Raw genomic sequence first — 25,908 nt, 5'->3', positions numbered from 1 at the left:
CAGTTAATCACAAAAGCAGCGGGGCTGTGCCTTTTCCCTCCATGGCAGGGTTCGCAGAATGGGCTGCCCATTCAAGGAACCCGCCATGTCCAGCCGCAACGCCTCAACCATCCTGGCCTTCGCCCTGTGCCTGGTGACGTTCGCCGTCAACCTCCAGGCCCCTCTCTACACCGCCTATGCGGCCCTGTCCGGCCAGGGTGCAGCGGCGACGGCGGTGGCCTTCTCCGGCTATGTGATCGGCGTTTTACCGGTGCTGTTGCTTTTGGGCGGGCTGGCTGACCGGGTTGGCCACAAGCCGCTGATCCTCGCGGCGCTGGCGCTGTCGATGCTGGCGACCGTGCTTATGCTGCTGGCGCCCGGCCTGGCCCAACTGGCCATGGCCCGGACCTTGCTCGGTGTCGGCACCGCACTGGCCTCGGCCACCGGCACCGCCTACATGTGCGAACTGATGCAAGACGGCGACGCCCGCGCTGCGGCCAACCGGGTCACCGCCAGTACATCATTGGGCTTCGGCCTGGGGGCAGCGGTCACCAGCCTGTTTCTGTTATCGGGACCGACGCTGGCACCAGGCAGTTTCCCCTTGCACCTGGCGCTGGCTGCATTGGCATTCGTGGCGGTACTGGGGCTGCCCAATCCGGTCCAGCGGCGCCAGAGCGCCCTGCTGCGATTGCCGTTTTATCCACAGGGCAGCCTGGCCTACGGCCTGGCGATCCTGCTGGCCTGGGCCTGCGTTGGCCTGGTGATCGCGTTGATGCCATCGATTCTCGCCCGGCATCACCTGGGCAACTGGTCGGGATTGTCGACGTTCTGCGTGATCAGTTGTGGCCTGCTGTTCCAGCCACTGGCACGGCGCATGGCCTCGGCACGCTCGACTTTGCTGGGCTTGCTGATTTTGCCGTGCAGCTACGCGCTGCTGGCCTGGGGAGCAGATGCCGGCGTACTCGCGGCGGTGCTGTTGGGCGCGATCGGCGCCAGCAGTGCCTGCTATGGCTTTATCTACCTGGGTGGACTGTCTGCGGTGAACACCCTGGCCGGAACAGAGAAAACCCGCGCCAGTGCCGGTTTTTTCCTGCTCGCCTATCTCGGCTTCAGCCTGCCGGTGATCTTTACCGGCATGCTGGCCGACCACTTCGGCGCGGGCACCGCCCTGGTACTGTTCGGAGCCCTGCTGCTGACCGGCTGCTTCGCGGTTGCTGGCGCACTGCTGCGCACCAGCAGACACAGCGCATTCGAGGCGATCAGATAGCCGTGGCCCCACCATCCACCGCCAAGGCCTGGCCGGTGGTGAACGCAGCACCGTCGCTGCACAGGTAAAGCACCGCGGCAGCAATCTCCTCGACCTTGCCGATGCGCCCGACCGGGTGCATCGCCGCAGCGAACTCGGCCTTGCGCGGGTCGGCCTCGTAGGCGCGGCGGAACATATCGGTATCGATCACCGCCGGACATACCGCGTTGACCCGGATTTGCTTCTTCGCATACTCGATCGCGGCAGACTTGGTCAGCCCGATCACCGCATGCTTGGACGCCGCGTAAATGCTCATCTTCGGCGCCGCGCCGAGACCGGCGACCGAGGCGGTGTTGACGATCGCCCCGCCGCCTTGGGCCAGCAGCAGCGGCAACTGGTACTTCATGCACAACCAAACGCCCTTGACGTTGACGCCCATGATGGCGTCGAACTCTGCCTCGCTGCCTTCGGACAGCCGCCCCTTCTCGATCTCGATGCCAGCGTTGTTGAAGGCATAGTCGAGGCGACCGTAAGCCTCGAGCGTGCGCGCCATCAACTGCTGCACCTCGTCGTCACGGGTCACATTGCACGGCACGAAGATCGCCTCGCCGCCGGCTACGCGAATCTCTTGCACCGTGGCCTCACCTCCGGCCACGTCGAGATCCGCAACCACGACCTTCAATCCTTCCCGAGCGAAAGCCAGGGCCGTGGCGCGACCAATACCGGCGGCGGCACCGGTGACCAGGGCGACCTGGCCGCTAAACGTCATACTCATCGATAGCTCCTGCAACAGGGTTAGGACATTGGCCGCGAGTCTAGTCGGCAGTGCGGCAACCTGGGCAGCATCATCAGGACGCCAGTTGAAGCACCATGCGAAGCGATGATTATCCCCACCCAACCTCATCACCCTGCTGGATGGACAGCTATTCGTCGCAGCGCAGGAACTTGCCGAGCGGGCGTCGAAGGTCTATCACAAGACTTTTGTCCAACCTTCGCGAGGCTTCCATGACTGCCCTGACCAATCGCCGCTTCCTGCTCGCCAAACGCCCGGTGGGCGCCGTGACCCGGGACGATTTCAGCTTCGAACAGATACCGGTGGGCGAACCCGCCGACGGTCAGGTGCTGGTGAAGAACCTGTACCTGTCCCTCGACCCGGCCATGCGTGGCTGGATGAACGAAGGCAAGTCCTATATCCCGCCGGTCGGCCTTGGCCAGGTGATGCGCGCACTGGGCGTCGGCGAGGTGATCGCTTCGCGCAATCCGAAGTTTGCCGTGGGCGACCACGTCAATGGCGCGCTGGGCGTGCAGGATTACTTCCTTGGCGAGCCCCAGGGCTTCTACAAGATCGATCCGAAGCTGGTGCCGCTGCCGCGCTACCTCTCCGCCCTGGGAATGACCGGCATGACGGCTTATTTCGCCCTGCTCGAGGTCGGCGCGCCGAAGGCCGGCGAGACCGTGGTGATCTCCGGTGCCGCCGGGGCGGTGGGCAGCATTGCCGGGCAGATCGCGAAAATCAAAGGCTGCCGCGTGGTCGGGATCGCCGGCGGTGCACGGAAATGCCAGTACCTCAAAGACGAACTGGGCTTTGACGGGGTCATCGACTACAAGGCCGAGGACGTACTGGAGGGGCTGAAACGGGAATGCCCGAAAGGTGTGGATGTGTACTTCGACAACGTCGGCGGCGACATCCTCGATGCCGTGCTCAGCCGCCTGAATTTCAAGGCCCGGGTGGTGATCTGCGGCGCGATCAGCCAATACAACAATAAACAGGCAGTGAAAGGCCCGGCCAACTATCTTTCGCTGCTGGTCAATCGCGCGCGGATGGAAGGGTTCGTGGTGATGGACCACGTGGCGCAGTATGGCGCGGCGGGCCAAGAAATCGCCGGATGGCTTGCCAGTGGCAAGCTCAAGAGCAAGGAAGATGTGGTCGAGGGGCTGGAGACGTTCCCTGAGACGCTGTTGAAGCTGTTCAGTGGCGAGAATTTTGGCAAGCTGGTGTTGAAGATCTGACGGGCATCGTTGGTGATAGAGCTCGTCACGGTGCGGCAATAGCGGCTCGGGCCAACGTTGTTGTCGAGCGTCGTCGAGAGCGATAGACTCGATCGTTTTCGTACCTAATCTTGCGACAGGGCTTTCGCGATGAATCTGCAGTCAAAAACCGTCAAACTCAGACTGGTAGAAGAGAATGACGCTGAGTTTATTTTGCGTCTTAGGACAGATAGTAAATATAACCAGCATCTCTCCCAAGTGACTGGAGGCGTTGCCGAACAGGTCGAATGGATCAGGAGATACAAGAACGACGAGAAGAACAAACTGCAGTATTACTTCATCATCGAGCGCAACGATGGCGTCCGTTGCGGCACTCTGCGGGTCTATGATATTCGTCCTGACTCGTTCAGTTGGGGCAGTTGGATTCTGAATGAAGACAAGACACGCTTTGCCGCGATAGAGAGTGCGTTCCTGGTTTACCGCTTCGGCTTCGATCACCTTAAGTTTGAAAAATCGCACTTCGAGGTGCGCAAGGAAAACACCAAGGTCATCTCCTTCCACGAAAAAATGGGCGCGGTGCGCAACGGGGAGACAGAACTGGATTTCCTCTACGAAATAAGCAAGCCTTCGGTTCTCGCCGCCCAGGAAAAGTTGCTGGGCAAACTCCTGTAACACCCTTGATGTTCCAGGCAACCATCAAGGGTTCGCCCGGAACATCAATCCGATCATTTTCCGTTGATCTGCTGCATTACCTGCTCCAACGCCCTGGCTGGATCGGCTGCCTGACTGATTGGACGCCCGATTACCAGATAATCGGAGCCCGCAGCCAGCGCCTGGCTTGGAGTCAGGATGCGTCGTTGATCGTCCTGGGCACTGCCCGCCGGACGAATCCCCGGGGTGACCAGCTTCAGGCTTGGATGGGCACCCTTCAGTGCCGGAGCCTCCAGAGCGGAACACACCAGACCGTCCATACCCGCTTTCTCGGCCAGCGCCGCCAAGCGCAACACCTGCTGCTGGGGCTCCACATCCAGGCCGATTCCAGCCAGGTCGTCCTGCTCCATACTGGTCAGGACCGTCACACCAATCAGCAATGGCTGTGGACCGCTGCGCTGATCCAGAACCTCGCGGCAGGCGGACATCATGCGCAAGCCACCGGAGCAATGCACGTTGACCATCCAGACACCCATTTCTGCAGCTGCCTTGACCGCCATGGCAGTGGTATTGGGGATATCGTGGAATTTCAAGTCGAGGAATACCTCGAATCCTTTGTCCTGCAGGCTTTCGACGATGCCGGCAGCGCTGCTGGTGAACAGTTCTTTGCCGACCTTGACCCGGCACAGCGCAGGGTCCAGCTGATCGGCCAGCCTCAGGGCGGCGTCAGGGTTGGGAAAATCCAGGGCGACAATCAGGGGCGTCTGGCAGGCGGACATGGGCAGGGTCTCTTGGCAAGTCGAAAACGGCGCGCATTGTAAACGATGCGAGGGCCCAGCGGGCGCCGGTGATCGTGAATCAGGTTTGAATGCTGCAGCCTATAATTGAGGGTATACGGATTTAATGGTTGATGGGGCACCTTTACCCCACCAACCTGATACCATTATCAGATGGTTGATAGATCGACTCCGTAGTTGAGTTCCTCTGCGAAGTCCGGCAGTCCGTAACCGATGGTTTTCTTGTAGAAAGGAGAGACCTTCGCAGTCGGTGCCTTCTTCTTGTGCTTCGTGGTGTAGAGCATTCGTGCCCGCATCACCTCGAAGGAGTAACCGCGCCCTTCACGGTTCTTGTCCTTGGCCAGTCGGTTGATGGACTCCGTGTAAGCGTTGGTGACGGGCATGTCCGTCTCGAAGTAGGTCATGGTCTCTTCGCGCCAGTTTCCCACTGCCCTGACCAGATCGCTCCAGACTTCCTTTTGGCCCTTCGGGATGGTGGCTATCCACTCGTCCAGGGCGGCTTCTGCCTGGAGCCGTGTGGTGGCGTCCCAGATGCCGTAGAAGCGCTCCTTGTGCTCGTAGGCGGCCAGCAGTTGCGGGAACGCGCCTGTCCAGGTCTCCATGATGAGGCGCTCCCGGTCTGAGACTTCGTGAGCGCGTTTCAGCAGGATTTTCCGGTCTCCCTTGAGAGTCCGGCTCTGGGACGGTTTCAGCTCCTTTCTGAGGCCCTTGCGCACTCTCTCTAGGGCATCGTTGGCCATGCGCACCACATGGAACTTATCGACCACGATACGGGCCTGGGGCAGCACAGCCTTGACCGCTGCCCGGTAGGGGTTCCACATGTCCATGCTGACGATCTCGACCTTCTGCCGGTCTTTCAGCTTCATCAGGTAGTTGGTCACCACGTCCTGGCGGCGGGTGGCCAGCAGGTCGAGCAGGGTTCGCTCCTCAATGTTGGTCAGAATGCAGCGGTAGCGCTTGTTCAGGTATAGCTCGTCAATGCCCAGGATGCGGGGCGTCTCGAAGCGGTGCCAGCGCCCCAGGAACTCGGCGCGGGCGTTGAAGATGTCGCGCACCGTCTTCTCGTCCAGGCCGGTCTGTGCCGCCACAAAGGTGTAGGGGTGGTTGAAGGATTCCTTCTCCACGTACTCATGCAGCCGCAGTGTCATACGGAATCCGTCCACCATCTCCGGTAGCTGGGGCCTGAATGTTGTCTTGCAGGCCCGGCAGGTGTATCGGCGGCGGACCACCCAGAGAGTGACCCGCTTGCCGTGGATGGGCAGATCACGATAGGGAACGTCACGCTTGCCGAACCGCACGAACTCACCCTGCACGCCGCACCCCTCGCAGGCTACTGGTGTAGGTGCTTCAAGCCGAAAATGTATGTCTTCATTCTGCTCATCAGAATCCACCAACTGGTACCCAGGAAGGCTTAACGAATTAATCATCTCCCGCCTTGATCAGAAAAACAGGTAGGTGGCGTAACCGGCAATCATCGCCATAGCAAAAATGACTGCTAAAAACGCCGCTAAAAGCTTCAGCGTGAACAAAGAGCGCAACAGAATGAGCTCAGTCAGGCTGGCTCCGGCACTGCCGATGATCAACGCTAGCACCGTCCCGGCACCCACGCCTTTGGCCATCAGAGCCGCTGCCAGAGGTATGACGGCTTCAGCGCGAATATACAACGGCACGCCGATGACAGCGGCAACTGGAATGGCAAAGGGATTATCTGGGCCTGCATACTGCTCCAATAAGTCAGTGGGCATGAAACCATAGATCACGCTGCCAATCGCAATACCGATGAGCAGGTAAGGCAACACATCGATAAAGTCCGACCAAGCTTCCCGCCACACACCACTGTACTTCCCTTCTTTCTTAACCGTGACAGTGGGTTGACTGTCACAGCATTCGCTAGACGTAGAGACTGTTGTCTTCCTATCAGCCCCGCAAGAAGCCGTCTTCGGAGTGGTGTCGCAGCTGTTGGTGCCGCAACTCGATGCGGTCGATGTAGCACTGCACGGGCTTGCTGATGAACTACATCCACTGCTCTCTTGTGTCGCCGTCCGGCGCACATAACGCTCGAAGCCAAGCGTGTGAAGCAGCCATCCGGCACCTACCGCGACCACCAAAGCGGCGAGCACATAGATAGCAGTAAGTGTCCATCCAAACGTGGCAACCAGCAGGCCGACGACGATAGGATTCAGCAACGGAGATGAGAAAAGAAACACCATCATCGGCCCAAAACCGGCCCGTGCCCGAATCAACCCTTTCAACATGGGGATAGTCGAGCAACTACAGAAGGGCGTTATAGCTCCTAAACCAGCAGCAAGAAAATAGCCTCGCTTCCCACTGGAAGTCAGTAACGCTTCCACCTTGGATGGTGGGATGTGACGTTGAAGAACTCCGACCAGCAAGCTAATGCCAATGAATAAAACCGATAGCTCGATAGCGAGAAAGGCGAACATGCCTAGAGCGTCTTGGAGTTGAGATGACATTCAATATTACTCCTATATTTCTAGTATTGTCGAAATGATGTACGCAGCCTACTTGCGTTTATCCGACCTGTCAACTATAATTCTAGAAACATCGAATTATTGGGGCGTGCTATGGATCACGAAAAGGTTGCAGCCAGCTTAGCTGAGCTAGGGAATAGTCACCGACTGTCCGTGTTCCGCTTTCTGGTCAAAGCTGGCCATGATGGGGCTTCGGTCGGAGATATCCAGAAGGGGCTGGGTATTCCTGCTTCGACGCTATCACATCACCTTGCGCGCATGGCCAAGGTAGGGCTGATCCGGCAGGAGAAACATAGCCGCACGATTGTCTGTATACCCGAGTATGGGCACCTAGAGAATTTGATCGGTTTCTTACAAGAGGAATGTTGTGCAGGTGTCCGGATTGCGCATGAACCAGAACCGCTTTGACGCTTGCCCAGCTCTCGCTGTCCTCCCTAGTCAGCATCGCTATGAAGACTCAGGCGAAGGTGGAAACAGAAAATTGGCAGTAGAGTAGGCTGAAGAGGATCAATCAGATAATCCGCTGAGAAAGATTTTCTTCTTTACATCTTTGGCATTTTATCAACCAGAAATTCCGGATACCCATAATTGAACCATCTGTGCCAAGTTTTACTCGATATTACAGATACGGACTTATTGCCGTATGAAGGAGAACGTCATGCCCTGGTATGCTTGGTTGATTCTGTTGGTGGCGATCGGTTCTATTGTCGGTGGCCTCATGATGCTCAGGGACACCGCAAAGAGGCTGCCGTTGACGGACGAGCAGCTGAGGAAGATCCATGAGCGCAATGCGGAGATGGATGCGAAGGAGGCGCGGGATCGCTAGCGGCTATCGATGAAAGGCCGATCGATAGGATCGGCCTTTCATCTCCACGGATGTCAGTTCACTGTCAGCTTGTCCCGGTTGCGATCCAGCAACGCCTTGCCGATTCCCTTTATCTCCAGCAGTTCGTCAATCGAGGCAAAGTCACCGTGCTCCTCGCGATAGGCCACGATGGCCTCCGCCTTGCTCTTGCCGATACCGCTCAATTGGCTTTGCAAGGCCATGGCGTCCGCCTTATTCAGATCCAGCCTGTCTGACTCGGCCTGCACAGAAGGCGCGGCTGCTGCTGCCGGATTGGCTGGTGCCGCATTCAATGGCAGGGAAAGGATGCCGAACAGGGTAATCAGGAGTGAGGCGAGATAGGTTTTGCGCATGGGTGGAACTCCTTGGGGTGAATGAAATTAGCAGCGTTTCCTTGGCCGCCTTTCAAACCTAGTCGTTCACCACGCAGGGTCAAATATGCATTCTTTACCAAATCTTGAATCTACCCGAGCACGAGGCTATACCCCACAAAAACCGATCTACCCTTGCATCCTGCAGCTGACCAACGCAGCAAACGCTTGAGGCCATTCTGTTGAAAAGCCCAGCCAGGCAGCGAAGCCACCTTCAGAGAAGTAAACCATTAGCTCGCCAGAGCTGAAGCCATTGATCCAACCCAGACCGTCATGGATCACAGCGCCCAGGCGCATCAGTGGCTACCGGGCCGCTCAAGCCGTCTGCGCATATCTCCGACCAGCTTCTGCCAACGCCGAACGCACATCGACTCGCGGCGTCCACCCCAAGAGAGCCCGGCTCTTGGAAGAGTCCAATTGCAAAGAGCAACACAGTTGCGTATGGATATTGCGCTTGCCCACAGCTGTGGCCAGTACCGCCAGGAGAGGCGAAGGAACGGGCAGCAACAAAGACTTTTTCCCCATGCCTTGAGCCAGCAGCCTAAGCATGTCAGCGGTGGAAACATCCTCACCATCACTGATCAGAAACAGCTCGTTTGCAGCCGCAGGATGACGCGTACAGGTGATGATGAAGTCGACTAGGTTGTCGAGCGCGACAAGACTCCTCTGATTCCTCAAGCTGCCGAATGGCATCGGTATACCAGAGGAGACCAGCTTCAGCAGGCGCTTGAAGTTACCCGGTGCGTGAGCAGCATAAACCAGCGGCGGGCGAATGATCACAAGCTCCATTGCTGAACCCGTACACAGATGCTTCAAGGCTTCTTCAGCTTCGTATTTCGTCCTTGCATAATCCGCATGGGGTGCAGGCGACGAAGTTTCGGAGAACGGCTGCGTATCAGTGACATTACCGTTAACGCCGATTGAACTGATGAAAATGAAGCGCTTCACACCCTGCCTGATGGCACTTTGGGCCAATGCCACTGCTCCATCGACATTGATGCGACGAAATGCAGCTAAGGAATCGGTAAAGGAGTCATTCAAAACGTGGGCACGAGCTGCCAAATGGATGACGACATCTACACTCTCAAGCGCTGCTGCCCAGTTGGTCTCCGCTCCGATGTCACCAACGGCATGCAGTAATCCATCAGTCGAAGGATTCCCGGCAAGGGAGCGTACAGCTCCAGTTACGACCGTGGAGGCATCGGCCTGCAGCCGCGCGAAAACCGCGCTACCAACAAAACCATTCGCTCCGGTTACCAACACTCGCATGGTTTTCTCCCCGAAATGCTCTTCGACCAAGAACGGATTCGTTTATATGTAAAAGCAATCACCAGCCCGGATGGACTGGCGATAGAGTCGTGTTGAAAAACCAATTGAAACATCACGGATTATGGCGCCGCTGCATATGAATCCAGTCGACGATATCGCCTTCGGGTGCATAGCCACTCACCGTTTCCCGTAGCAACTGGCGAATCCGATCGTAGTCGTCATCGGCGATGGCAGCCAGCAGGGCATTCAGCCTTTCCTTGAGAACATCCCAAGAGAGATAGTCCTCGGTTGCAGTCATGATCATCGGATGGCGTGTCGCAGCGACGTTGTCACCGATCAGGAGCTCTTCATAGAGCTTCTCGCCTGGGCGGAGTCCGCTGAAGACGATGGCAATATCGCCATGAGGGTTGCGCTCGGAACGTACGCTTAGCCCAGACAGGTGTATCATTTTCTCTGCCAACTCGACGATCTTGACTGGCGCGCCCATGTCCAAGACGAAAACATCACCACCTTGCCCCATCGAACCCGCCTGGATGACAAGTTGCGCAGCTTCAGGAATAGTCATGAAGTATCGCGTAATATTGGGGTGCGTAACAGTCAATGGTCCACCGGAGCGGATCTGCTTGTAGAACAGCGGAATCACAGAACCAGACGACCCCAACACGTTGCCAAAACGAACCATGGTGAAGCGCGTCTTGTTGACTTGAGAAACGTTCCCCTGATCAGCGAACAATACCGGCGCCAACTCCCGACTTAATGCTTGCAAGGTCATTTCCGCCAGGCGCTTGGTGCTGCCCATAACGTTAGTCGGGCGAACCGCTTTATCCGTGGAAATAAGCACGAAGTTTTCAACTGCCGCCTGGAGGGCGGCTTGAGCAGTACTCAGGGTTCCGATCACATTGTTTAACACGCCTTCCGCAATGTTGTGCTCCACCATAGGCACATGCTTATAGGCGGCCGCGTGATAAACCGTGTTTACACTCCACGTTTTCATGATATCGAACAACTGTGGCTGATTGCGTACCGATCCCAGGATCGGAATCAGACGCACGGGCAAGGACTCGCGGGAGATACGCTGCTCAAGTTCGGAAAGAATTGAATAAAGGTTAAACTCGCTATGTTCGAACAACAGCAGGGTTTTGGGACCTTGATTCAGTATCTGCCGACACAGTTCTGAACCAATGGAACCTCCGGCTCCCGTGACCAGCACCGCTTGCCCCGCGATACAGCGCTCAAGCAAGTCTTCTTGCGCGGGAACCGCGTCACGCCCCAGCAGGTCTGCAATGTCGACCTCTTGAATGTCATCGACTTTGACCCGACCACTGGCAAGATCCATGAACCCGGGGATACTTCTCACGTGCAGCGGGAACCCCTCTAGAAATCCGAGGATCTCACGTCGGCGTCCGCGTGAAGTTGATGGAATCGCCAACAGGATTTCCTGGGCGCCGGTCATATCGATCATGCGTTGAATATGGCGCGGCTTGTAGACCTGTAGCCCAGAAATGACCCGATCAGCGATACTGCTATCATCGTCGATGAAGGCAACCGGTCGCATCACTTTGCCCAAACGCAACGCAGCAACCAATTGGTTCCCCGCTGCGCCGGCTCCATAGATTGCAACCTTCGGCAAGCCGTCGTCGCGATTGGTGGTAAAGGGTACGTGCTGTACCGCGCTATACCAATCCCCGAGGAAATATTGGCGCATGGCAAGGCGCAGGCCCCCTACCATTATCAAGCTCAGCCACCAGAAGTTGAAAATAATAGAGCGCGGCACAACATTGTTGTGCCCGCTGTACCAATACACCACCACGGCGAGGATGAGCGAAGCAAGAGAGACGGCCTTGATGATAGTGATCAGTGCGTCGTTGCCAAAGTAGCGCATTACAGCACGATACATTCCGAAGCGAACGAATAACGGAATTGCGATGACTGGCGCAGCTAGGAACAGCCAAAGGTGATCCTCCACGGGATTGGCCAAGTCGTCGATCCCAAGGCGCACTACGAATGCAAGCCATAGCGCCCCCCAGACCAGAATCACGTCCGTCATAACCTGCAACAATCGCTTCTGGCGTCTGGGCAGCCCAAGCAACGATGCGCGCATTCTATCCAAAACCCTGTCGAACACCTGTACCGCTCCCATGTTGAATCTTTGTCACGTCGGGTATCCCAATTGATACTCCGCAGTCATCCCGCTGACTATTTTGTTTCGAGGCTGCCAGCTTTGTAGAGACAAGCCAGCACCGTCAAGGGCGCATATGCCACGAGCAACCCGAGGAAACCATCAAGATCGAACAGCATGACGCAGACCGCTATCGGTAACAACCATAGAAGATTGAGCGCGGCGACCCCGAGGGTGACCGGCAGGTGCTTGCCGTGTTGACGGGACGCAAATTGATAGCCATGACTACGATGCGCTTCGTAGACCTTATCTCCCCGGGCCAGACGGCGTACGAGGGTCAAAGTCGCATCGACAATGAACACCCCAACAAAATCAGCCAGCACCAAAACAGCTGGGACGAAGCCCAAGCGGCTTGCAACGACAGAACTCCGAGAATGATCCCGAGGAAGCCGCTGCCTGCATCTCCCATGAAAATTCGTGCTGGGGGAAAATTCCAAAAAAGAAAACCTCCAGCGGCCGCGGCGAGCATCAATGGCAGGATTATAAGTTGGTCGAAACCAGACAACCAATACAACAGACATGCACCAAGACAAACACAGATAGCCTCGACGCTGGCGATACCATCAATGCCGTCCATGAAGTTGTAAAGGTTAAGCATCCAAACCAAATAGAGAGAGCCGATGAGATAGCCGAACCACCCCATGTCTACGCTCATGCCGAACAACGCTATCGGCGGCAATGCCTGCAGCCATAGCAATACCCACACCGCAGCGCTGAAGTGTCCCAAAAGACGCCAACGTGCGGCGATATGACCATGATCGTCGAGAAATCCTAGCAGGGCGACAGCAACCCCAGCCCCCAGCAAAGCCCAACCGATCGCGCTATCGATAATGCCCGTGGCCAACAGAGCCCCGGTTGCCAGAGAAAAGGCGACAACTATTGCCACCCCCCGCCACGAGGGGTAGGCACGGAATGGGAACTGCGTGCATTGGGACATCCATCAAGCTATGCGATAGTGCATATCTTCGAAGCGCCCAAGTCAGCAATAACGAAATCAATAACACAATGATTGAATAAACTAACCAACTAGTCATCTATCTCAAAAGCTCCGCAGAATTACGTGGATACACCATATTCCTTAGTGAAATGCTCTCCGGGCCCACCCCGCCAGAATCTGGCGACGACCTCCCGGCGCAGCGTCAATGCAATGCTGCACGAATAAAACTGGCAAACTCATGGACAATCAATGACTGCGAGAAATCCCCATGAGCCCGCTCATTAGCACGGGCCGACAAGCGGGCTCTCATATCTTTGTCGGTGTACAGAGTCTTCATCGCTGCACCAATCTCCTCCAGCGCTCCCGGCGCATGGAACAGACCGGAGCCCCCCTCCTCCACCGCATCCGATAACCCATAGATCCGGGAAGCGATCGCGGGTAAGCCGACACCTGCGGCCTGGATGGTTGCAGAGCTAAAACCCTCGCGATAGCTGGGAATACAAAATACATCTGCGGCCGCCATATAACCCTCTGGATCGTAAGTGAAACCAACCCGGTGATATCGATCGGTGAAGTCGCTCATGATGACGGTCAGTTCGCTCTCGATCCCCTCTTCATCTTCAGGGCCGATGACAAGCAAATGAGCATCGGGCATCTCGGCAGCTACCCGACAAAAAGCACGGGTCACATCGAGCGCGCCCTTGACTCGGGTTAGTCGAGCCATGAAGAGGAAAACCACCGCGTGATCACTGATACCCAACTCCTTACGGTACTTCTCGCGCACCACGGGATTCGGTCTGAAACGCTGGACATCAACACCACTGATGGATCCCTTGCCGAAAACCGTTATCTTTCCAGGGGTGACGACACCTTCTTCGATTAGAAACTGACGTTGAGAAGGGCTATCAGCCATCACGTGAGTGGCACAGAGTGCAAGGACATTATCAAGTTTTTTTAGTCCCCAGCGTACAAGGCCGCCATTAGTGAACCACACCTGCCCCGTGAACATATGAAACCGGTGGGGAACACGCGCCATAAACCCAGCGACCATCGCCAGCAAGCCCGCTTTGGGCATAATGGAAAATACGCAGTCAAACTTTTCCCTGGCGAAGATTCGATAGAGTAGCCACAAGGTCCTCACATCGCTGAATACTGAAGGTTTTCGCTCGATGGGCAAGCGTATGAAACGAACATACTCATTGAAGAGTCCATCCATCTGATGGTTTTCAGCATTCGCCATCAATGTCACATCATGATCTCGGGAGAGCTCACGAATATGCTCCAGCATGAAGACTCGGAGCGCGTAAGGCACTGTTGCTACAATACAAATCTTCTTCTTGATCGCCATGAAAACTCACCACTAATCGCTTGAGCCTGGGAGAACGTTACCCCTCAGTACATCTGGGACACTCTCGGGAATCGGATACTCAAAACGGAAGCCAAGCACTTCGCGAATATGCCGGTTTGCGTACCCACCCTTCTTCACTAACGCATCAACACGCTGGGGAGTCAGCGGCAACCGTACCGAGGACGGAATAATACGCATGAGGAGTCGCAGCACGGACTCCGGAATCTGCAGCGAGGGCTTTTTTCGACCCGTAAACCGCGCAAAGGCATCGATCACGTCCTTCTGAGCACAATCATTAGCGATGATGAACGTATGACCTGCTGCCCGTGAATCATTACCACAGGCTACCAGGGCGCTGACTACATCGTTGACGTGCACATAGGTCGAAACATTGGACGCAGCCTTGCCAATATAGAAGAACCAACCTTTCCCGACCATCCTCGCCAACTGGAAGAAGGACTGATTGGGCATACTCTGCCCGATTACCACAGTGGGACGAACGATAGTGAAGGTGAAAAGCGGTTCGATAGCGGCCAAGGCAACCACCAACTCATCGGCAATTGTCTTGGTCACTTCATATTCCCCCACCGGCGCAGGATCAAAGGACTCATCAATCTGCGCAAGATCTGCCTGACGGCCATACGCGCCTGTACTGCTCAATTGCACCCAATGAACAGGCTTGCCTGTACGCTTGATGCGTCGGTGCACAGCAGCGAGCAGGCTAGTAGTGCCCTTGACATGCAAGCGATGCATAAGGGCCGTATTAGCGATCTCGCCTGCACAGTGATAGAGCACATCGCAGTTCGCGACGAAACTGTCGAGACTTACTGAAGCCTTAGTCAAATCCCCGACCACGACCGCGACGTCTTGCTCAACCCGCCCTTTCGCGAGAGCAATGTGACGACATCACCCCTGGAGACCAACGCCTTGCAGAGCAGCTTGCCGATAAAACCGCTACCGCCTGTCATAGATACGTTCATTACATCAGTCCATTTTCACTGGATATTTTTCGCCCTGGCGACACATTCCAAAATAGCCATGAGCGCCATCAGCCTGATAGCGCTCTGTCCTGAGCCCAGACACACTCCGCGTATTTTTTTCTCTGGTAGACAATAGCGAAGGCAATCAAGACCCCCAAATAGTTGTACATTCGCAAGCGCGCCGCCGTGCCCAGATTGTCATTACCCAGCAGCCAGATGATCGAATAAACGATAAAGAATACGAAAATGAAGTCGACAAAGCGGTTAGAGAACCGCCTATTTCTGACCAAATAAACCAGCGCAGCAAAGAAAGGAAAGCTTTCGACTAGAAAAATCAATATCGCTGTCAAATTCGGATAAAACAGCCCGAGCATCTGACCAGCAAAACTATGAATAAATTCAGGAACGAATGTGTATATTGATTCGAAGCGAATCCCCAAGTCACTTCCACCTTGAAGCGCATTGAACAACTCGCGGTACTTCATCAGGGGCTGAAGATATCCAAGCGCGAACAGTACGTTCAACGCAACCAGTATCGGCAGGACATAAACGAGCAAAGGTAACTTTCTGAAGCGCACGAATCTGAATGTTATAAATGAAACTGCAAATGCAAACCCAAGGTACCCGCGCAAAAGGAACATCACGTAGCTGAGCATCAGAATCGCGAGGGCAGACATCCAGCGATTGATCTGCTGCGGAGACTCCAATGAGCTTCGGACCAGCGCCAGGCCAACTAGAAACACGAATAGCATAAGGACATCTCTGTAGATATCCATGGTGCAATAAAAAAGAGTAGGATAACAACTGACACCAAGCACCAACAACAAACAGACCTTACGATCAGCGGCAGCACCACGAACCAGTGCAAGTCGCCCCACCAGCAGAGGGATGGCGATAACACCGAGCAACATCATGAAAAAGCTGACTCCTTCCCTGGAATACAGCCCGATACTATTCAGCGAACGAAGCACGTCCGGCCAGATACTGGAAGTAACCAAATCTGCTCCTCGCGCATACGCATCATAGTAATCGCCATCATTCCCACCCGAGAATAATTTTTGCGGACTCACTATAAATATCGTAAACACAATGATCTTAACGAAGACCATAATCGCAAAGAGCAGAACGTAGATCAAGCCAACGTCCTCCAGTAGTTCACATACTGCTGTGCGACAGCGAGAGGCGAGTGGTACTTCACCACAAATTCCCGCGACGCCACTGATCGCTCAGGAATGGTGTGACGCTCTTCAAGAATACGCTCGAGCACAGCCGTTAGCCCCAGCTGTTCAGCTGGCAAGTTATAAATAGGCGGTAAAACTCCCCCATACAGGATGGCCGACTCAGGCTCCGCACCCCCCGCTACAACCTTGCCTTGGGCCATGGAATACAAGGCGTTCATCGCCAAGCTATGAGAGAAAACCTGATCAACTGAAACGTGGGTTTTTGCGAGGACTTCCATATACTTATCGAATGGCAGGTGCCCCTCGATCAAGCACTCCACATCATTCGGGTACTTTCGTTTGAGCTCATCGAAGCTCTTCTCCACCAGAAATGTCCCTTTGAAGCCCCGGCGATTCAACCCATGGAAGAAACACAGCTTGCTTTGGCTGGCGTCATTCTCAACGAATTTGATCTTGCTGGCATCAATCGGAATCGGGATAGGTTGCGAAACCTTATCTGCATAACCGGCGGCACAAAACGTAGAGTAATATTCATACATGATAGGTATCACGCCATCGATACATTTCATGTAGGCGTGCATTGCCGAAAGGTGATTCTTTTCACGCATGTAATACGGACCACCACGATCGTACTTTTCATGCCACGGGATAGGGCTATATCGCATAGCCTCTTCCGAATACCTGACAAAGAACGGATCATCCCCAGAGCCGGACAAAGTTACTATTTTATTGTGTTGCTTCAGGTAACGAACAAAAAACAAATTCAACGCAGGAAAGCGGGGAACAATATAGAAATTTACAATATGAACGACATCATAGCCCTTGAAGGCCGGTAGCTTTAACAGCGGCAGCAATAACTGTCGAGCCTTGTAGCTGTAGATGTTGGAGCCGTAACCAAGATTGATGTCTGACTCGAATTTTTTCCAGAAATCACTCGCCGCTGCCAGCGTCACGTCGTGGCCCAGCCTTACCAATGCGTTCTTCAGCTCCTTGTGCAGTCCGCTGTACTCACCAATGAGCAATATCTTCACGCTTTAATACTCCCTGAAGCAATGGATGAAAGGAAACCGCCTGTCACGTCATTGCTGGACTAAGATTTTTCACCAGCGAATCGATTATCGTCATCCGCCTTCAAAGAAAACACCTTGTGTCGCTTCAGCACTACGAAAACAAAAATAAAGTACAATAGGTAGTTCATTGCATGGGCCATGGTCGCCCCCACCGCACCGTATTGATCAAACACCACGACCCAGCCATAGAACGATGCACCAAACAAGAGTTCACCGATAATATAGGGTTTCCAGAGTGCTCGCGCGGTCATGACGTAGGCTAGTACCCAGCTCAAGACCTTTAGCGTGTCACCTATGATCTGCCAGAAAAAAAGATCTCGCATATCATAGAACTCGGAACTGAACAGGATGACCACCACCCAGTCTCTCAGCGCATACAGGACGACGCCTATCACGATTGTTGCAGGAACAATAAACTTGTAGCCCAGCAGTACTTCCGACGTCAGTTCGCGAGCAGACTTGATCTCTGAAAATCGCGGCAGGAAATACACACTCAACGTCGTAGTCAGCACCATCAGGTAAGCGGTACTCAGACGCCAACTGGCCTCCCAGTATCCTGCCGCCACCCAACCATGATGCTCTCCAAGGTGGTTACGCACGAGAATCTGCGAGAGCGGCACTACAATCGCCGAGACCAGCGCCATCAAAGTGAACTTGCCCAGATTCAGCGCAGTCGTCTTGTCGATCCGGCCAAATAGAGAAGCGATACGGAACCACGGCGCTTTGATGCAGAGGAGCAGGGTCACAAAAAACGCCAGGGACTGATAGATGGCCAACGCTACCAATGCGCCATAAAGTCCGAACATCACGGTCATGACCGCAGTCACGAGCAAGGCGAAAACACTGCCTGAAATGTTCGCCAGCACGTAACGGGGAATGTCCTTCTTGCCGTTCAGAATCGCCAGAAGCATGGCGTTCAGGGTAAACAGCAGCAGCGACGCAGCGAACCAGAGAAACACGCCGCCGTAAGCCTCATCCTTGAGGAACCAACCTGCCAGATTCCGGTTGAACAGCGCGATCAAAAGCCCGACGACGACAGAGCTGGAAAATACGATGGTGCCCGCCGTAGACCAGACCCGATGCTGCTTTTCTTCATCACCATCGTATTCAGCCGTGTACTTCGTCACGCCAGTATTGATCGCCCCGGAACCAAATGTGGTGATCATCTGTACGGCATTCTGAAACTGACCCAATGCCGCGTAACCGGCCGGCCCCACGTAGACCGCCAGGATCTTGTTGATACCCAGCAAGGTGAGCAGTTTGAAAAGAACGGCTATGCCGTTTAACAAACTAGTCTTCAGAAATGTCATTTAACACTGGCCACGCTGAAGCTGTTGCAGGCAGCCACGACCTGCTCGGCCTCCTCGCCGGACAGCGTTGGCCCCATGGGCAAGCTGAGCACTTCTTCATGCAGACGCTCGGTCAACGGGAAAGACAGCGTGTTCCACTCCGCATACGCCTGTTGTTTGTGTGGCGGAATCGGATAATGGATCAGCGTCTGTACACCGTTGTCCGACAGATGCTTCTGCAGCGCCTCACGATGCTCGCTGCGAATCACGAACAAGTGCCAAGCGTGCTGATGGAAATCAAGCACGCTGCCGGCATCGACCACAGGCAGCTTAATCAGAGGATTATCGATGCCTTGCAGATATTGCTGTGCGATCTCCCGGCGACGCTGGGTTTGTTCGTCCAATGACTTCAGCTTGACACTCAACACGGCAGCCTGGAGTTCGTCGAGCCGACTGTTGACACCCTTGAAAAGATTCTTGTATTTCTCATGGGAGCCGTAATTACGCAGTGCCCGCAATGTTTCTGCCAGCTTGGCATCATTGGTGGTGATCGCCCCGCCATCACCCAAGGCACCCAGGTTCTTACCCGGATAGAAACTGAAGCCTGAGGCATCACCCCAGTTGCCCGCGCGACGACCGTCGATGGCGGCGCCGTGGGATTGTGCGGAGTCCTCCAGCAACAGTAGATTTTTGCGCTTTGCCAGACTGCTCAATGCAGGCATGTCTGCCAATTGACCATAGAGATGCACCGCGAGGATAACCCGGGTCCTGTCGGTGATGGCCGCCTCGGCAGCTATTGGGCACAGGTTGAAGCTTCCCTCGTTCGGCTCGACCAGAACCGGCACCAACTGGTTCTGGCTGATTGCCAGAATGCTGGCAATATAGGTATTGGCTGGAACGATCACCTCATCACCTTCAACCAGCAAGCCAAGCTGCTTCCATGCTTGCAGGGTAAGGATCAGTGCGTCGAGCCCGTTGGCGACGCCAATGCAGAACTGCGTACCGCAAAACTCCGCGAATTCGCGCTCAAAGCTTGCGAGTTCCTTGCCGGAGATATACCAGCCTGAATCAATTACACGTGTGCAGGCTTCAATCATGGCCTCGCGATCGAGTTTGTTAATTGATTTCAAATCAAGGAATTCAACCATGGGATACCATCCTGATAACTTTTCCGGTTTTCCTGGGCAAGAATCAATAGCCAGGGAATGCGTCATCAAGTGCCCACATTGGGCACTTGATGAGCGCATGTAGAGTGGACAACGCCAGTCCCTCAGGCACTGGCAACGGCCTGCAGGAACTGCTCGTAATTGCGAATGTAATCGCTCTCATCGTAGTAGTCGTTGGCCAGGACCAGCAGAACGCAGTCCTCAGTAAAATCATGCATCTCGTGCCAGACCATTTTGCCGACATGCAGCACTTTGGCCGGTGAGTCCAGTATGACCTCCTCCGAACGAAGGCCGTCATCCATGATCATGCGGCAGCTCCCGGCGACGCAGACTGCCATTTGCTCCAGTTCCTTGTGGGCATGGAAACCGCGTGCTACGCCTGGCTGGGTGCCAGTGAGGTAGTAGACACGTCGGATATCGAACGGAATGTTTTTATTTGCCTCAAGAACGCTCAGGTGACCACGGTCATCGCCGAGAACCTGAACTTCAACAAGATTAATCAGATTCATTTTTCAGCCCCAGCTTCCATCCTGGCAACCCCTGCTTGATAATAATTTAAATTCCGCAAATTCTTCTTCCCTACTCCTTGGGAGCTAATCCGTCCTGGATGCTTGCTGCGTCCAACGGGATGGCGGGCGCGCCCGAGATACAAGTACAGGCTTCATGGAAGTCGTACCGCAGTGCTTCTGAAATACGGCAAGCCGATAGACATTGATGTCATATGGCCACTTCAGCATATTTGGGCCGGCCAGAAACCAGGCCGCCAACTATACACCGATCGATTTATAGCCGCAGGGATTATACGTATCTAACCCACCGAGCGCATTGTAAAAACACAGCCCACGAGTACTCACTCGATCCTTACCGTTTCCGCAGGACGCAAGAGCGGATCCTGAGCCTCCAACACACGAGGAAGAGCAGACCTGAGGGAGCGGGTTCGCATGCACTGGACCTGATAACGAGCAAACGCGACCAGAAGCCCCAGCCCCAAGCCACTAATAAGACCTGCGAGCACGATTAAAGCACGGCGCGGCTTGACTGGGCTCTCCGATGGCAACGCGCGCTGATCGATCGAAACCAGTTGTACGTGACTAAAATCGGTACTCAAGCTCTGAAGGCGAGCAGCCTCAGCGCGCAGAGGTTGAACGTTGTCGAGGAACAGATCCTCATTAAGGCGCGCCTTCAACCCCTCAACCTCACGGTTGACCTGCAACATCTGCAGTTCCTTAGCAATTTCCGAGGTTCGTGCTGTCACAAAGTCATCGGATTTGCGCGCGCGAAGTGTTGCCAGCTCTGCCTCCAGCGCATCGCTACCCATGAAATAGAGAGGCGCCTGCTGGCTGTTGACCTCAGTCTTGATAACACTACCGGAACCGTTCATCGTCTCCTCCGCCAAGGACGACTGTGTAGCAGGTTTCCTGATACCCAAGCTGCGAGCAATCGAGATGGCTTCATTCAAAACAGCGATGCGATCAGCGCGCAGTAACTTTAGTTGTACTCTTAACGCGCTCAATTCGTCCTGAAGGCGAGCCCTCCTCACGTTATCAGCTTCGATCAGGGCGGCGATCTTGGCTTCTTTGTCCATCTGATAGTTTGCACGGGCTACATCGATCTTGCCCTGGATTTCAGCCAGTCGGTTCTTGATCAACGCACTGACGTCAGCCGAGATATGCTGACGCTCAGCCTCAATAACATAGTCGACGAACTTGTTGAGGATGAAGGCACCATCCACCCCTTTTGGATAATCAAGGGTCAGATTGACAGCCCGGGCGAAGTCGGCAGCGTCCTTGCCCACATCAAGCGCATCCAAAGCAATGACGCTTCTGTTGAACGCATCAAAGCTCTGCTCGATCGATTGATTCGGAATAATATAAGGGGCAAACAGTTGCTGGTTCTCACGGAAGAAGCTCAAACGCATCTCATACGAACCTAGCGAGGAGGCAATCCGCGCCAACGCAGCAGCGGGTGGGAGGGTGTAGACCTCCGATCGATTGAGGGCATCGAGTTCGTTGATCGGTGCGGGCTTCAGGATGCTGTGGGCCTGAAAGATGGGTGTGCTGAGCATGGCATAACCGACGGAGCAAGCTCCGGCCACTAGCACAAACCCTCCAACGATGAGTTTCTGCCTCCAGAGCGACTGGAATAGCGCCCAGAAGTCTAGGTCGTCCCCGGAAGGTCTGTCGGGTACCTCAAAATAGCCGCTCAATGTAATGCCCGCCTTCGAAAAATTGATTATTCAGACGCACGCTCCCAAGCAGTAATTTTTCGAAGAAGATCAGGGCCGTCAGAATTCGTCCTTGAACTGTAATCCATGCTTGGGATCCCGTCGCATCCGAGTTCCTGCGGCAGTGTGACATCAATCCCTTGCATTTCAAGACTTGACAAATCTAGCCAACTATCTATTTCCGGTTCATCTCATACAACCACCGACCCAGCGCAACTATCACGCCCAACACACACCCCAACAACAATCCGATCGCTAGAATCAAACCGACCTTTACCCGCACTGGGGTATCGGGAATTTCGATCGGCCCATCCTGGCGGTAGACAGATACATTCTCCGGCGCAACCTCAAAGCTGTTGAACAGACTGTATTTGACCTGCAGGGCGCGCAAACCAGGAATGAATGGATCATCTGACTGACGCCGCTGCAGATTCTCGATTTCGGCTCGCAGAGCACGGGAGCCGCGCATGTAGGTCAATTGCCCGCCCATATCCGCCGACACCTCTCCACCCAGACCACCCGACAGGATCGGTGGATTCTCGAGACCAATGCTTTGCGCGATCTTCAAAGCCTCTTGCAACTGGATAACGAGATCCTCGCGAGATCTTTGCCCCCGCTCACGTAATGCCACAATTTGCTGATTCAAATTGCGAGCACGCACTTCTGCTTCACGTGAAGCGTTCTTGATAACTTCCTTCCTGGCGGTATCTTCTGCACTCTGGATATAAAGGCGAACCCACTCGGAAATGACGGCAGGATCTTCGCCGCGGAGGGTCAACGAATATCCGTCGGGAGAGGCTTTTGCGTCCCCTGACACGACCAGGCTTTGTGAAAACTCAGAATACAGGCTGTCGAGCGGAGCTTTTCTTTTGGAATCGCTCAATGACGGCAGGTAGTAGCGGGTAAAAAAATCACGCCTGAGGGACTCTGCCTGCAAATTGCGCAGGAAAACGTCATACACATCTTTCACGCTAAAAGGTGTCAACTCGCTCTCGCGCGTCCGCCCATAGTTCAAGTCGGCAATGCCATTCTGCGTGGGGGAAGCACAAATACTCTCGCTTCGTAGAGCGTGCGCTCTGAGAAAATATAACCTGCAGCCGCCAGCACCCCAGGAAGGAACACACCAAAATACTGAGTTTTGAGCGCCACAACACCAAAACAACATCATAAATATTGGGTTCCTGATCTGAAAAAACCTTGCTGACGTCATTTTGCATCTATCAATTGATCCCCATCTCGATTGGCATTTATTTATTATTAGCTAGAAGTTATTTGAAACCAAATACTGATCACAGCCCCTAAAACAACCAACCCCTAGAACAAGTATTAACCGACTGCGACCGATCACGAAATCAGTCAGACCGCTTCCTGCCCTTGCGAAGGCGCAGTCCTTCTAGAAAAACAGCACCACCCAACGCCCCCAAAACAAACGCAAAAAGCACTAATACTGATACAGGCAAGATAGGGGAAGACCAACCTATAATCGCAAGGCTAACCGGCTGCTGGTTTTCCATGGCGAAGATAAAAGCAATAAGACCAACCATCAAAGTCAATATGACAAAGACAAAACGGCTAAAGTTCCGCACAGCTTACACCTCCTGTCGCAACATTAGTCATGACCCTCCTCCTCATTCACCCGATCCCGCAACTCCTTCCCTGGCTTGAAATGCGGAACGAACTTGCCATCGAGCTCGACGGACTGCCCGGTCTTCGGGTTACGCCCCACGCGGGGAGCACGATAATGCAGCGAGAAACTACCAAAACCCCGGATCTCGATGCGATCCCCGGTAGCCAGGCATTGGGACATCTGCTCAAGCATGGTCTTGATTGCCAGCTCCACGTCCTTGGACGAGAGCAACCCCTGGTGGGTGACAATACGTTCGATCAGCTCCGACTTCGTCATGTTTTTCCCTTCTGTATCAAGCAGCTAGGTCATTGCCTCCATTGGTTGTAGCACGGCTTGATGAATTTGAACAGTACGCTTCTTGACTTGTACGAAAATCCAAGGAGCGAGAAATACCGACACACCCCGCAAAGCCAACGCCCATGGGGCTCGCGCTTAACTGACTGAAATTTCAGGCATAAAAAAAGGCGACCGAAGTCGCCTTTTTTTGATCAAGCAGAACTTAGTTCTGTTTGGCCATTTGCTCGCGAATCAGGTCACCCAGGGTCGCCGCAGGAGCCTCGGTGGAGGACTTGGCGATGCTCTGCATGACTTCCTTCTCGTCCTCAACGTCTTTCGACTTGATGGAGAGGCTGATATTGCGGGACTTGCGGTCAACGCTGATGATCTTGGCTTCGATCTCGTCGCCTTCCTTCAGGACGTTGCGCGCGTCTTCAACGCGGTCACGGCTGATTTCGGAAGCTTTCAGAGTGGCTTCGATATCGTCAGCCAAGGTGATGACGGCGCCCTTGGCGTCGACTTCCTTGACGGTACCCTTGACGATGGCGCCTTTGTCATTCACGGAAACGTAGTTGGAGAACGGATCGTCTTCCAGCTGCTTGATACCGAGGGAGATGCGCTCACGCTCAGGGTCAACGGACAGGATGACGGTTTCCAGCTCGTCGCCTTTCTTGAAGCGACGTACGGCTTCTTCGCCCACTTCGTTCCAGGAGATGTCGGACAGGTGAACCAGACCGTCGATGCCGCCGTCCAGACCAATGAAGATACCGAAATCGGTGATCGACTTGATGGTGCCGGAGATCTTGTCGCCCTTGTTGAACTGGCCAGAGAAGTCTTCCCATGGGTTCGACTTGCACTGCTTGATGCCCAGGGAGATGCGACGACGCTCTTCGTCGATGTCCAGAACCATGACTTCCACTTCGTCGCCAACCTGAACGACTTTCGACGGGTGGATGTTCTTGTTGGTCCAGTCCATTTCGGAAACGTGCACCAGACCTTCGACGCCTTCTTCCAGCTCAGCGAAGCAGCCGTAGTCGGTCAGGTTGGTGACGCGCGCCATGACGCGGGTGCCTTCTGGGTAACGAGCCTTGATAGCAACCCATGGGTCTTCGCCCAGTTGCTTCAGGCCCAGCGAAACGCGGTTGCGCTCGCGATCGTACTTCAGGACCTTGACATCGATCTCGTCGCCAACGTTGACGATTTCCGATGGGTGCTTGATACGCTTCCAGGCCATGTCGGTGATGTGCAGCAGGCCGTCTACGCCGCCCAGGTCCACGAATGCGCCGTAGTCGGTGAGGTTCTTGACGATACCCTTGACTTGCTGGCCTTCCTGCAGCGATTCCAGCAGAGCTTCGCGCTCGGCGCTGTTTTCGGCTTCCAGGACGCTGCGACGGGAAACGACAACGTTGTTGCGCTTCTGGTCCAGCTTGATGACCTTGAATTCCAGCTCTTTGCCTTCCAGGTGAGTGGTGTCGCGCACTGGGCGGACATCAACCAGGGAGCCCGGCAGGAACGCACGGATACCGTTAACGTCGACAGTGAAGCCGCCCTTAACCTTACCGTTGATAACGCCCTTGACCACTTCTTCGGCGGCGAAAGCTGCTTCCAGAACAATCCAGCACTCGGCGCGCTTGGCTTTTTCACGGGACAGCTTGGTTTCGCCAAAGCCGTCTTCCACCGCGTCCAGCGCAACGTGAACTTCGTCACCGACCTTGATGGTCAGCTCGCCAGCTTCGTTGTAGAACTGCTCGAGCGGGATGACGCCCTCGGACTTCAGACCAGCGTGGACAGTAACCCAGTCACCATCGATATCGACAACGATACCGGTGATGATCGCACTTGGTTGAAGGTTGAGGGTTTTCAGGCTTTCTTCAAAGAGTTCTGCAAAGCTTTCGCTCATTTTAATTCCTGTAGATTCGGGCGATAAATCCGCCCAACAGCCACACTCCAGACAATGTGGGTTTCGTTCATAGTAAGGGCCGGCTGCAGGACG

Annotated in this window: 23 protein-coding genes and 2 pseudogenes; 5 read left to right on the top strand and 20 right to left on the bottom strand. The window is 54.7% G+C overall.

Translation table 11 applies throughout. The annotated features are described in order from the left end of the window. Window positions 1-85: 85 nt before the first annotated feature. Entirely contained in the window at window positions 86-1,246 is a 1,161-nt protein-coding gene (locus CSV86_RS03505; protein WP_009394127.1) for an MFS transporter, read from the top strand. Here the strand turns inward: CSV86_RS03505 and CSV86_RS03500 are convergent. Next, on the bottom strand, window positions 1,239-2,000 hold the full coding sequence (locus CSV86_RS03500) for an SDR family oxidoreductase (protein ID WP_009394124.1): 762 nt from the start codon (window positions 1,998-2,000) through the stop codon (window positions 1,239-1,241). The two genes, CSV86_RS03505 and CSV86_RS03500, sit on opposite strands and share 8 nt — an antisense overlap. Before the next feature lie 230 nt (window positions 2,001-2,230). Here CSV86_RS03500 and CSV86_RS03495 point away from each other — a divergent pair, with 230 nt between their 5' ends. Next, a complete protein-coding gene (locus tag CSV86_RS03495) occupies window positions 2,231-3,235 on the top strand; it encodes an NADP-dependent oxidoreductase (protein WP_009394122.1) in 1,005 nt (334 codons plus the stop codon). A 129-nt stretch (window positions 3,236-3,364) separates the two neighbouring features. After that, a complete protein-coding gene (locus CSV86_RS03490) occupies window positions 3,365-3,886 on the top strand; it encodes a GNAT family N-acetyltransferase (protein ID WP_009394121.1) in 522 nt (173 codons plus the stop codon). A 53-nt stretch (window positions 3,887-3,939) separates the two neighbouring features. On the opposite strand, the gene pyrF is transcribed toward CSV86_RS03490, so the two are convergent. From pyrF to CSV86_RS03475, 3 genes are all read right to left on the bottom strand, one after another. Next, window positions 3,940-4,644 carry an orotidine-5'-phosphate decarboxylase gene (gene pyrF, locus CSV86_RS03485; RefSeq protein WP_009394119.1) on the bottom strand — a complete coding sequence of 235 codons (705 nt, stop codon included), beginning with the start codon at window positions 4,642-4,644 and terminating at the stop codon, window positions 3,940-3,942. Between the two features lie 167 nt (window positions 4,645-4,811). Then, a complete protein-coding gene (locus tag CSV86_RS03480) occupies window positions 4,812-6,089 on the bottom strand; it encodes an ISL3 family transposase (protein ID WP_000610830.1) in 1,278 nt (425 codons plus the stop codon). A 12-nt stretch (window positions 6,090-6,101) separates the two neighbouring features. Continuing rightward, window positions 6,102-7,106, bottom strand: a complete 1,005-nt coding sequence (locus CSV86_RS03475) for a permease (protein ID WP_040363373.1) — start codon at window positions 7,104-7,106, stop codon at window positions 6,102-6,104. A 141-nt stretch (window positions 7,107-7,247) separates the two neighbouring features. Between CSV86_RS03475 and CSV86_RS03470 the strand changes: the two genes are divergently transcribed. Together CSV86_RS03470 and CSV86_RS03465 are read left to right on the top strand one after the other, a co-directional pair. Beyond that, complete coding sequence (locus CSV86_RS03470) at window positions 7,248-7,562, top strand: ArsR/SmtB family transcription factor (protein ID WP_000349485.1); 315 nt, start codon at window positions 7,248-7,250, stop codon at window positions 7,560-7,562. Between the two features lie 250 nt (window positions 7,563-7,812). After that, entirely contained in the window at window positions 7,813-7,980 is a 168-nt protein-coding gene (locus tag CSV86_RS03465) for a DUF2897 family protein (protein WP_009407592.1), read from the top strand. A 53-nt stretch (window positions 7,981-8,033) separates the two neighbouring features. Here CSV86_RS03465 and CSV86_RS03460 read toward each other — a convergent pair whose 3' ends face one another. The 16 genes and pseudogenes from CSV86_RS03460 to rpsA form a co-directional block, all read right to left on the bottom strand. Continuing rightward, window positions 8,034-8,351: a ComEA family DNA-binding protein gene (locus tag CSV86_RS03460; protein WP_009407590.1), complete on the bottom strand. Its 318-nt coding sequence runs from the start codon at window positions 8,349-8,351 to the stop codon at window positions 8,034-8,036. Window positions 8,352-8,684: 333 nt separating this feature from the next. Continuing rightward, window positions 8,685-9,668: an NAD-dependent epimerase/dehydratase family protein gene (locus CSV86_RS03455; protein WP_240160365.1), complete on the bottom strand. Its 984-nt coding sequence runs from the start codon at window positions 9,666-9,668 to the stop codon at window positions 8,685-8,687. 82 nt (window positions 9,669-9,750) lie between these two features. Then, the gene (locus CSV86_RS03450) at window positions 9,751-11,739 is read right to left on the bottom strand and encodes a polysaccharide biosynthesis protein (protein WP_376699745.1); all 1,989 of its coding nucleotides are present in this window, start codon (window positions 11,737-11,739) and stop codon (window positions 9,751-9,753) included. Window positions 11,740-11,834: 95 nt separating this feature from the next. Beyond that, window positions 11,835-12,851 (bottom strand): annotated as a pseudogene (locus tag CSV86_RS03445) (MraY family glycosyltransferase). Window positions 12,852-12,956: 105 nt separating this feature from the next. Then, the gene (locus tag CSV86_RS03440; protein ID WP_009407578.1) at window positions 12,957-14,102 is read right to left on the bottom strand and encodes a glycosyltransferase; all 1,146 of its coding nucleotides are present in this window, start codon (window positions 14,100-14,102) and stop codon (window positions 12,957-12,959) included. Between the two features lie 12 nt (window positions 14,103-14,114). After that, window positions 14,115-15,070, bottom strand: a pseudogene (locus tag CSV86_RS03435) (NAD-dependent epimerase/dehydratase family protein). Between the two features lie 80 nt (window positions 15,071-15,150). Continuing rightward, window positions 15,151-16,218: a hypothetical protein gene (locus CSV86_RS03425; protein WP_009407574.1), complete on the bottom strand. Its 1,068-nt coding sequence runs from the start codon at window positions 16,216-16,218 to the stop codon at window positions 15,151-15,153. Then, a complete protein-coding gene (locus tag CSV86_RS03420; RefSeq protein WP_009407573.1) occupies window positions 16,215-17,294 on the bottom strand; it encodes a glycosyltransferase family protein in 1,080 nt (359 codons plus the stop codon). Before CSV86_RS03420 ends, CSV86_RS03425 begins: the two co-directional genes overlap by 4 nt. Window positions 17,295-17,353: 59 nt before the next feature. After that, entirely contained in the window at window positions 17,354-18,643 is a 1,290-nt protein-coding gene (locus CSV86_RS03415; RefSeq protein WP_009407571.1) for an O-antigen translocase, read from the bottom strand. Next, window positions 18,640-19,770: a DegT/DnrJ/EryC1/StrS family aminotransferase gene (locus tag CSV86_RS03410; protein WP_009407568.1), complete on the bottom strand. Its 1,131-nt coding sequence runs from the start codon at window positions 19,768-19,770 to the stop codon at window positions 18,640-18,642. The genes CSV86_RS03415 and CSV86_RS03410 overlap by 4 nt, the downstream gene beginning before the upstream one ends. Window positions 19,771-19,892: 122 nt before the next feature. After that, window positions 19,893-20,297: a sugar 3,4-ketoisomerase gene (locus CSV86_RS03405; RefSeq protein WP_037062328.1), complete on the bottom strand. Its 405-nt coding sequence runs from the start codon at window positions 20,295-20,297 to the stop codon at window positions 19,893-19,895. A gap of 341 nt (window positions 20,298-20,638) precedes the next feature. After that, window positions 20,639-21,994: a Wzz/FepE/Etk N-terminal domain-containing protein gene (locus CSV86_RS03400; RefSeq protein WP_009407565.1), complete on the bottom strand. Its 1,356-nt coding sequence runs from the start codon at window positions 21,992-21,994 to the stop codon at window positions 20,639-20,641. A 193-nt stretch (window positions 21,995-22,187) separates the two neighbouring features. After that, entirely contained in the window at window positions 22,188-22,997 is an 810-nt protein-coding gene (locus tag CSV86_RS03395; RefSeq protein ID WP_170394346.1) for a chain-length determining protein, read from the bottom strand. A 367-nt stretch (window positions 22,998-23,364) separates the two neighbouring features. Further along, on the bottom strand, window positions 23,365-23,598 hold the full coding sequence (locus CSV86_RS03390; protein ID WP_009407563.1) for a lipopolysaccharide assembly protein LapA domain-containing protein: 234 nt from the start codon (window positions 23,596-23,598) through the stop codon (window positions 23,365-23,367). Between the two features lie 23 nt (window positions 23,599-23,621). Continuing rightward, on the bottom strand, window positions 23,622-23,915 hold the full coding sequence (ihfB, locus tag CSV86_RS03385; protein WP_009407562.1) for an integration host factor subunit beta: 294 nt from the start codon (window positions 23,913-23,915) through the stop codon (window positions 23,622-23,624). Between the two features lie 223 nt (window positions 23,916-24,138). Next, a complete protein-coding gene (rpsA, locus tag CSV86_RS03380; RefSeq protein ID WP_009407561.1) occupies window positions 24,139-25,815 on the bottom strand; it encodes a 30S ribosomal protein S1 in 1,677 nt (558 codons plus the stop codon). Between the last annotated feature and the right edge of the window lie 93 nt (window positions 25,816-25,908).

The organism is Pseudomonas bharatica CSV86 (assembly GCF_000319305.2).
In the GTDB taxonomy this organism is placed as follows: Bacteria; Pseudomonadota; Gammaproteobacteria; order Pseudomonadales; family Pseudomonadaceae; genus Aquipseudomonas; species Aquipseudomonas bharatica.
Note: the sequence above shows the minus strand (reverse complement) of the source record. Positions and strands in the feature narration are given on the sequence as shown.

What these genes read in the sequence shown, in the direction of transcription:
- CSV86_RS03495 (WP_009394122.1), top strand. Translation starts at nt 2,231, where the DNA reads ATGACTGCCCTGACCAATCGCCGCTTCCTGCTCGCCAAACGCCCGGTG.
- CSV86_RS03490 (WP_009394121.1), top strand. Translation starts at nt 3,365, where the DNA reads ATGAATCTGCAGTCAAAAACCGTCAAACTCAGACTGGTAGAAGAGAAT.
- CSV86_RS03470 (WP_000349485.1), top strand. Translation starts at nt 7,248, where the DNA reads ATGGATCACGAAAAGGTTGCAGCCAGCTTAGCTGAGCTAGGGAATAGT.
- pyrF (WP_009394119.1), bottom strand. Translation starts at nt 4,644, where the DNA reads ATGTCCGCCTGCCAGACGCCCCTGATTGTCGCCCTGGATTTTCCCAAC.
- CSV86_RS03415 (WP_009407571.1), bottom strand. Translation starts at nt 18,643, where the DNA reads ATGACATTTCTGAAGACTAGTTTGTTAAACGGCATAGCCGTTCTTTTC.
- CSV86_RS03440 (WP_009407578.1), bottom strand. Translation starts at nt 14,102, where the DNA reads ATGGCGATCAAGAAGAAGATTTGTATTGTAGCAACAGTGCCTTACGCG.
- CSV86_RS03460 (WP_009407590.1), bottom strand. Translation starts at nt 8,351, where the DNA reads ATGCGCAAAACCTATCTCGCCTCACTCCTGATTACCCTGTTCGGCATC.
- CSV86_RS03465 (WP_009407592.1), top strand. Translation starts at nt 7,813, where the DNA reads ATGCCCTGGTATGCTTGGTTGATTCTGTTGGTGGCGATCGGTTCTATT.
- rpsA (WP_009407561.1), bottom strand. Translation starts at nt 25,815, where the DNA reads ATGAGCGAAAGCTTTGCAGAACTCTTTGAAGAAAGCCTGAAAACCCTC.
- CSV86_RS03475 (WP_040363373.1), bottom strand. Translation starts at nt 7,106, where the DNA reads ATGTTCGCCTTTCTCGCTATCGAGCTATCGGTTTTATTCATTGGCATT.
- CSV86_RS03480 (WP_000610830.1), bottom strand. Translation starts at nt 6,089, where the DNA reads ATGATTAATTCGTTAAGCCTTCCTGGGTACCAGTTGGTGGATTCTGAT.
- CSV86_RS03405 (WP_037062328.1), bottom strand. Translation starts at nt 20,297, where the DNA reads ATGAATCTGATTAATCTTGTTGAAGTTCAGGTTCTCGGCGATGACCGT.
- CSV86_RS03505 (WP_009394127.1), top strand. Translation starts at nt 86, where the DNA reads ATGTCCAGCCGCAACGCCTCAACCATCCTGGCCTTCGCCCTGTGCCTG.
- ihfB (WP_009407562.1), bottom strand. Translation starts at nt 23,915, where the DNA reads ATGACGAAGTCGGAGCTGATCGAACGTATTGTCACCCACCAGGGGTTG.
- CSV86_RS03500 (WP_009394124.1), bottom strand. Translation starts at nt 2,000, where the DNA reads ATGAGTATGACGTTTAGCGGCCAGGTCGCCCTGGTCACCGGTGCCGCC.
- CSV86_RS03450 (WP_376699745.1), bottom strand. Translation starts at nt 11,739, where the DNA reads ATGCGCGCATCGTTGCTTGGGCTGCCCAGACGCCAGAAGCGATTGTTG.
- CSV86_RS03410 (WP_009407568.1), bottom strand. Translation starts at nt 19,770, where the DNA reads ATGGTTGAATTCCTTGATTTGAAATCAATTAACAAACTCGATCGCGAG.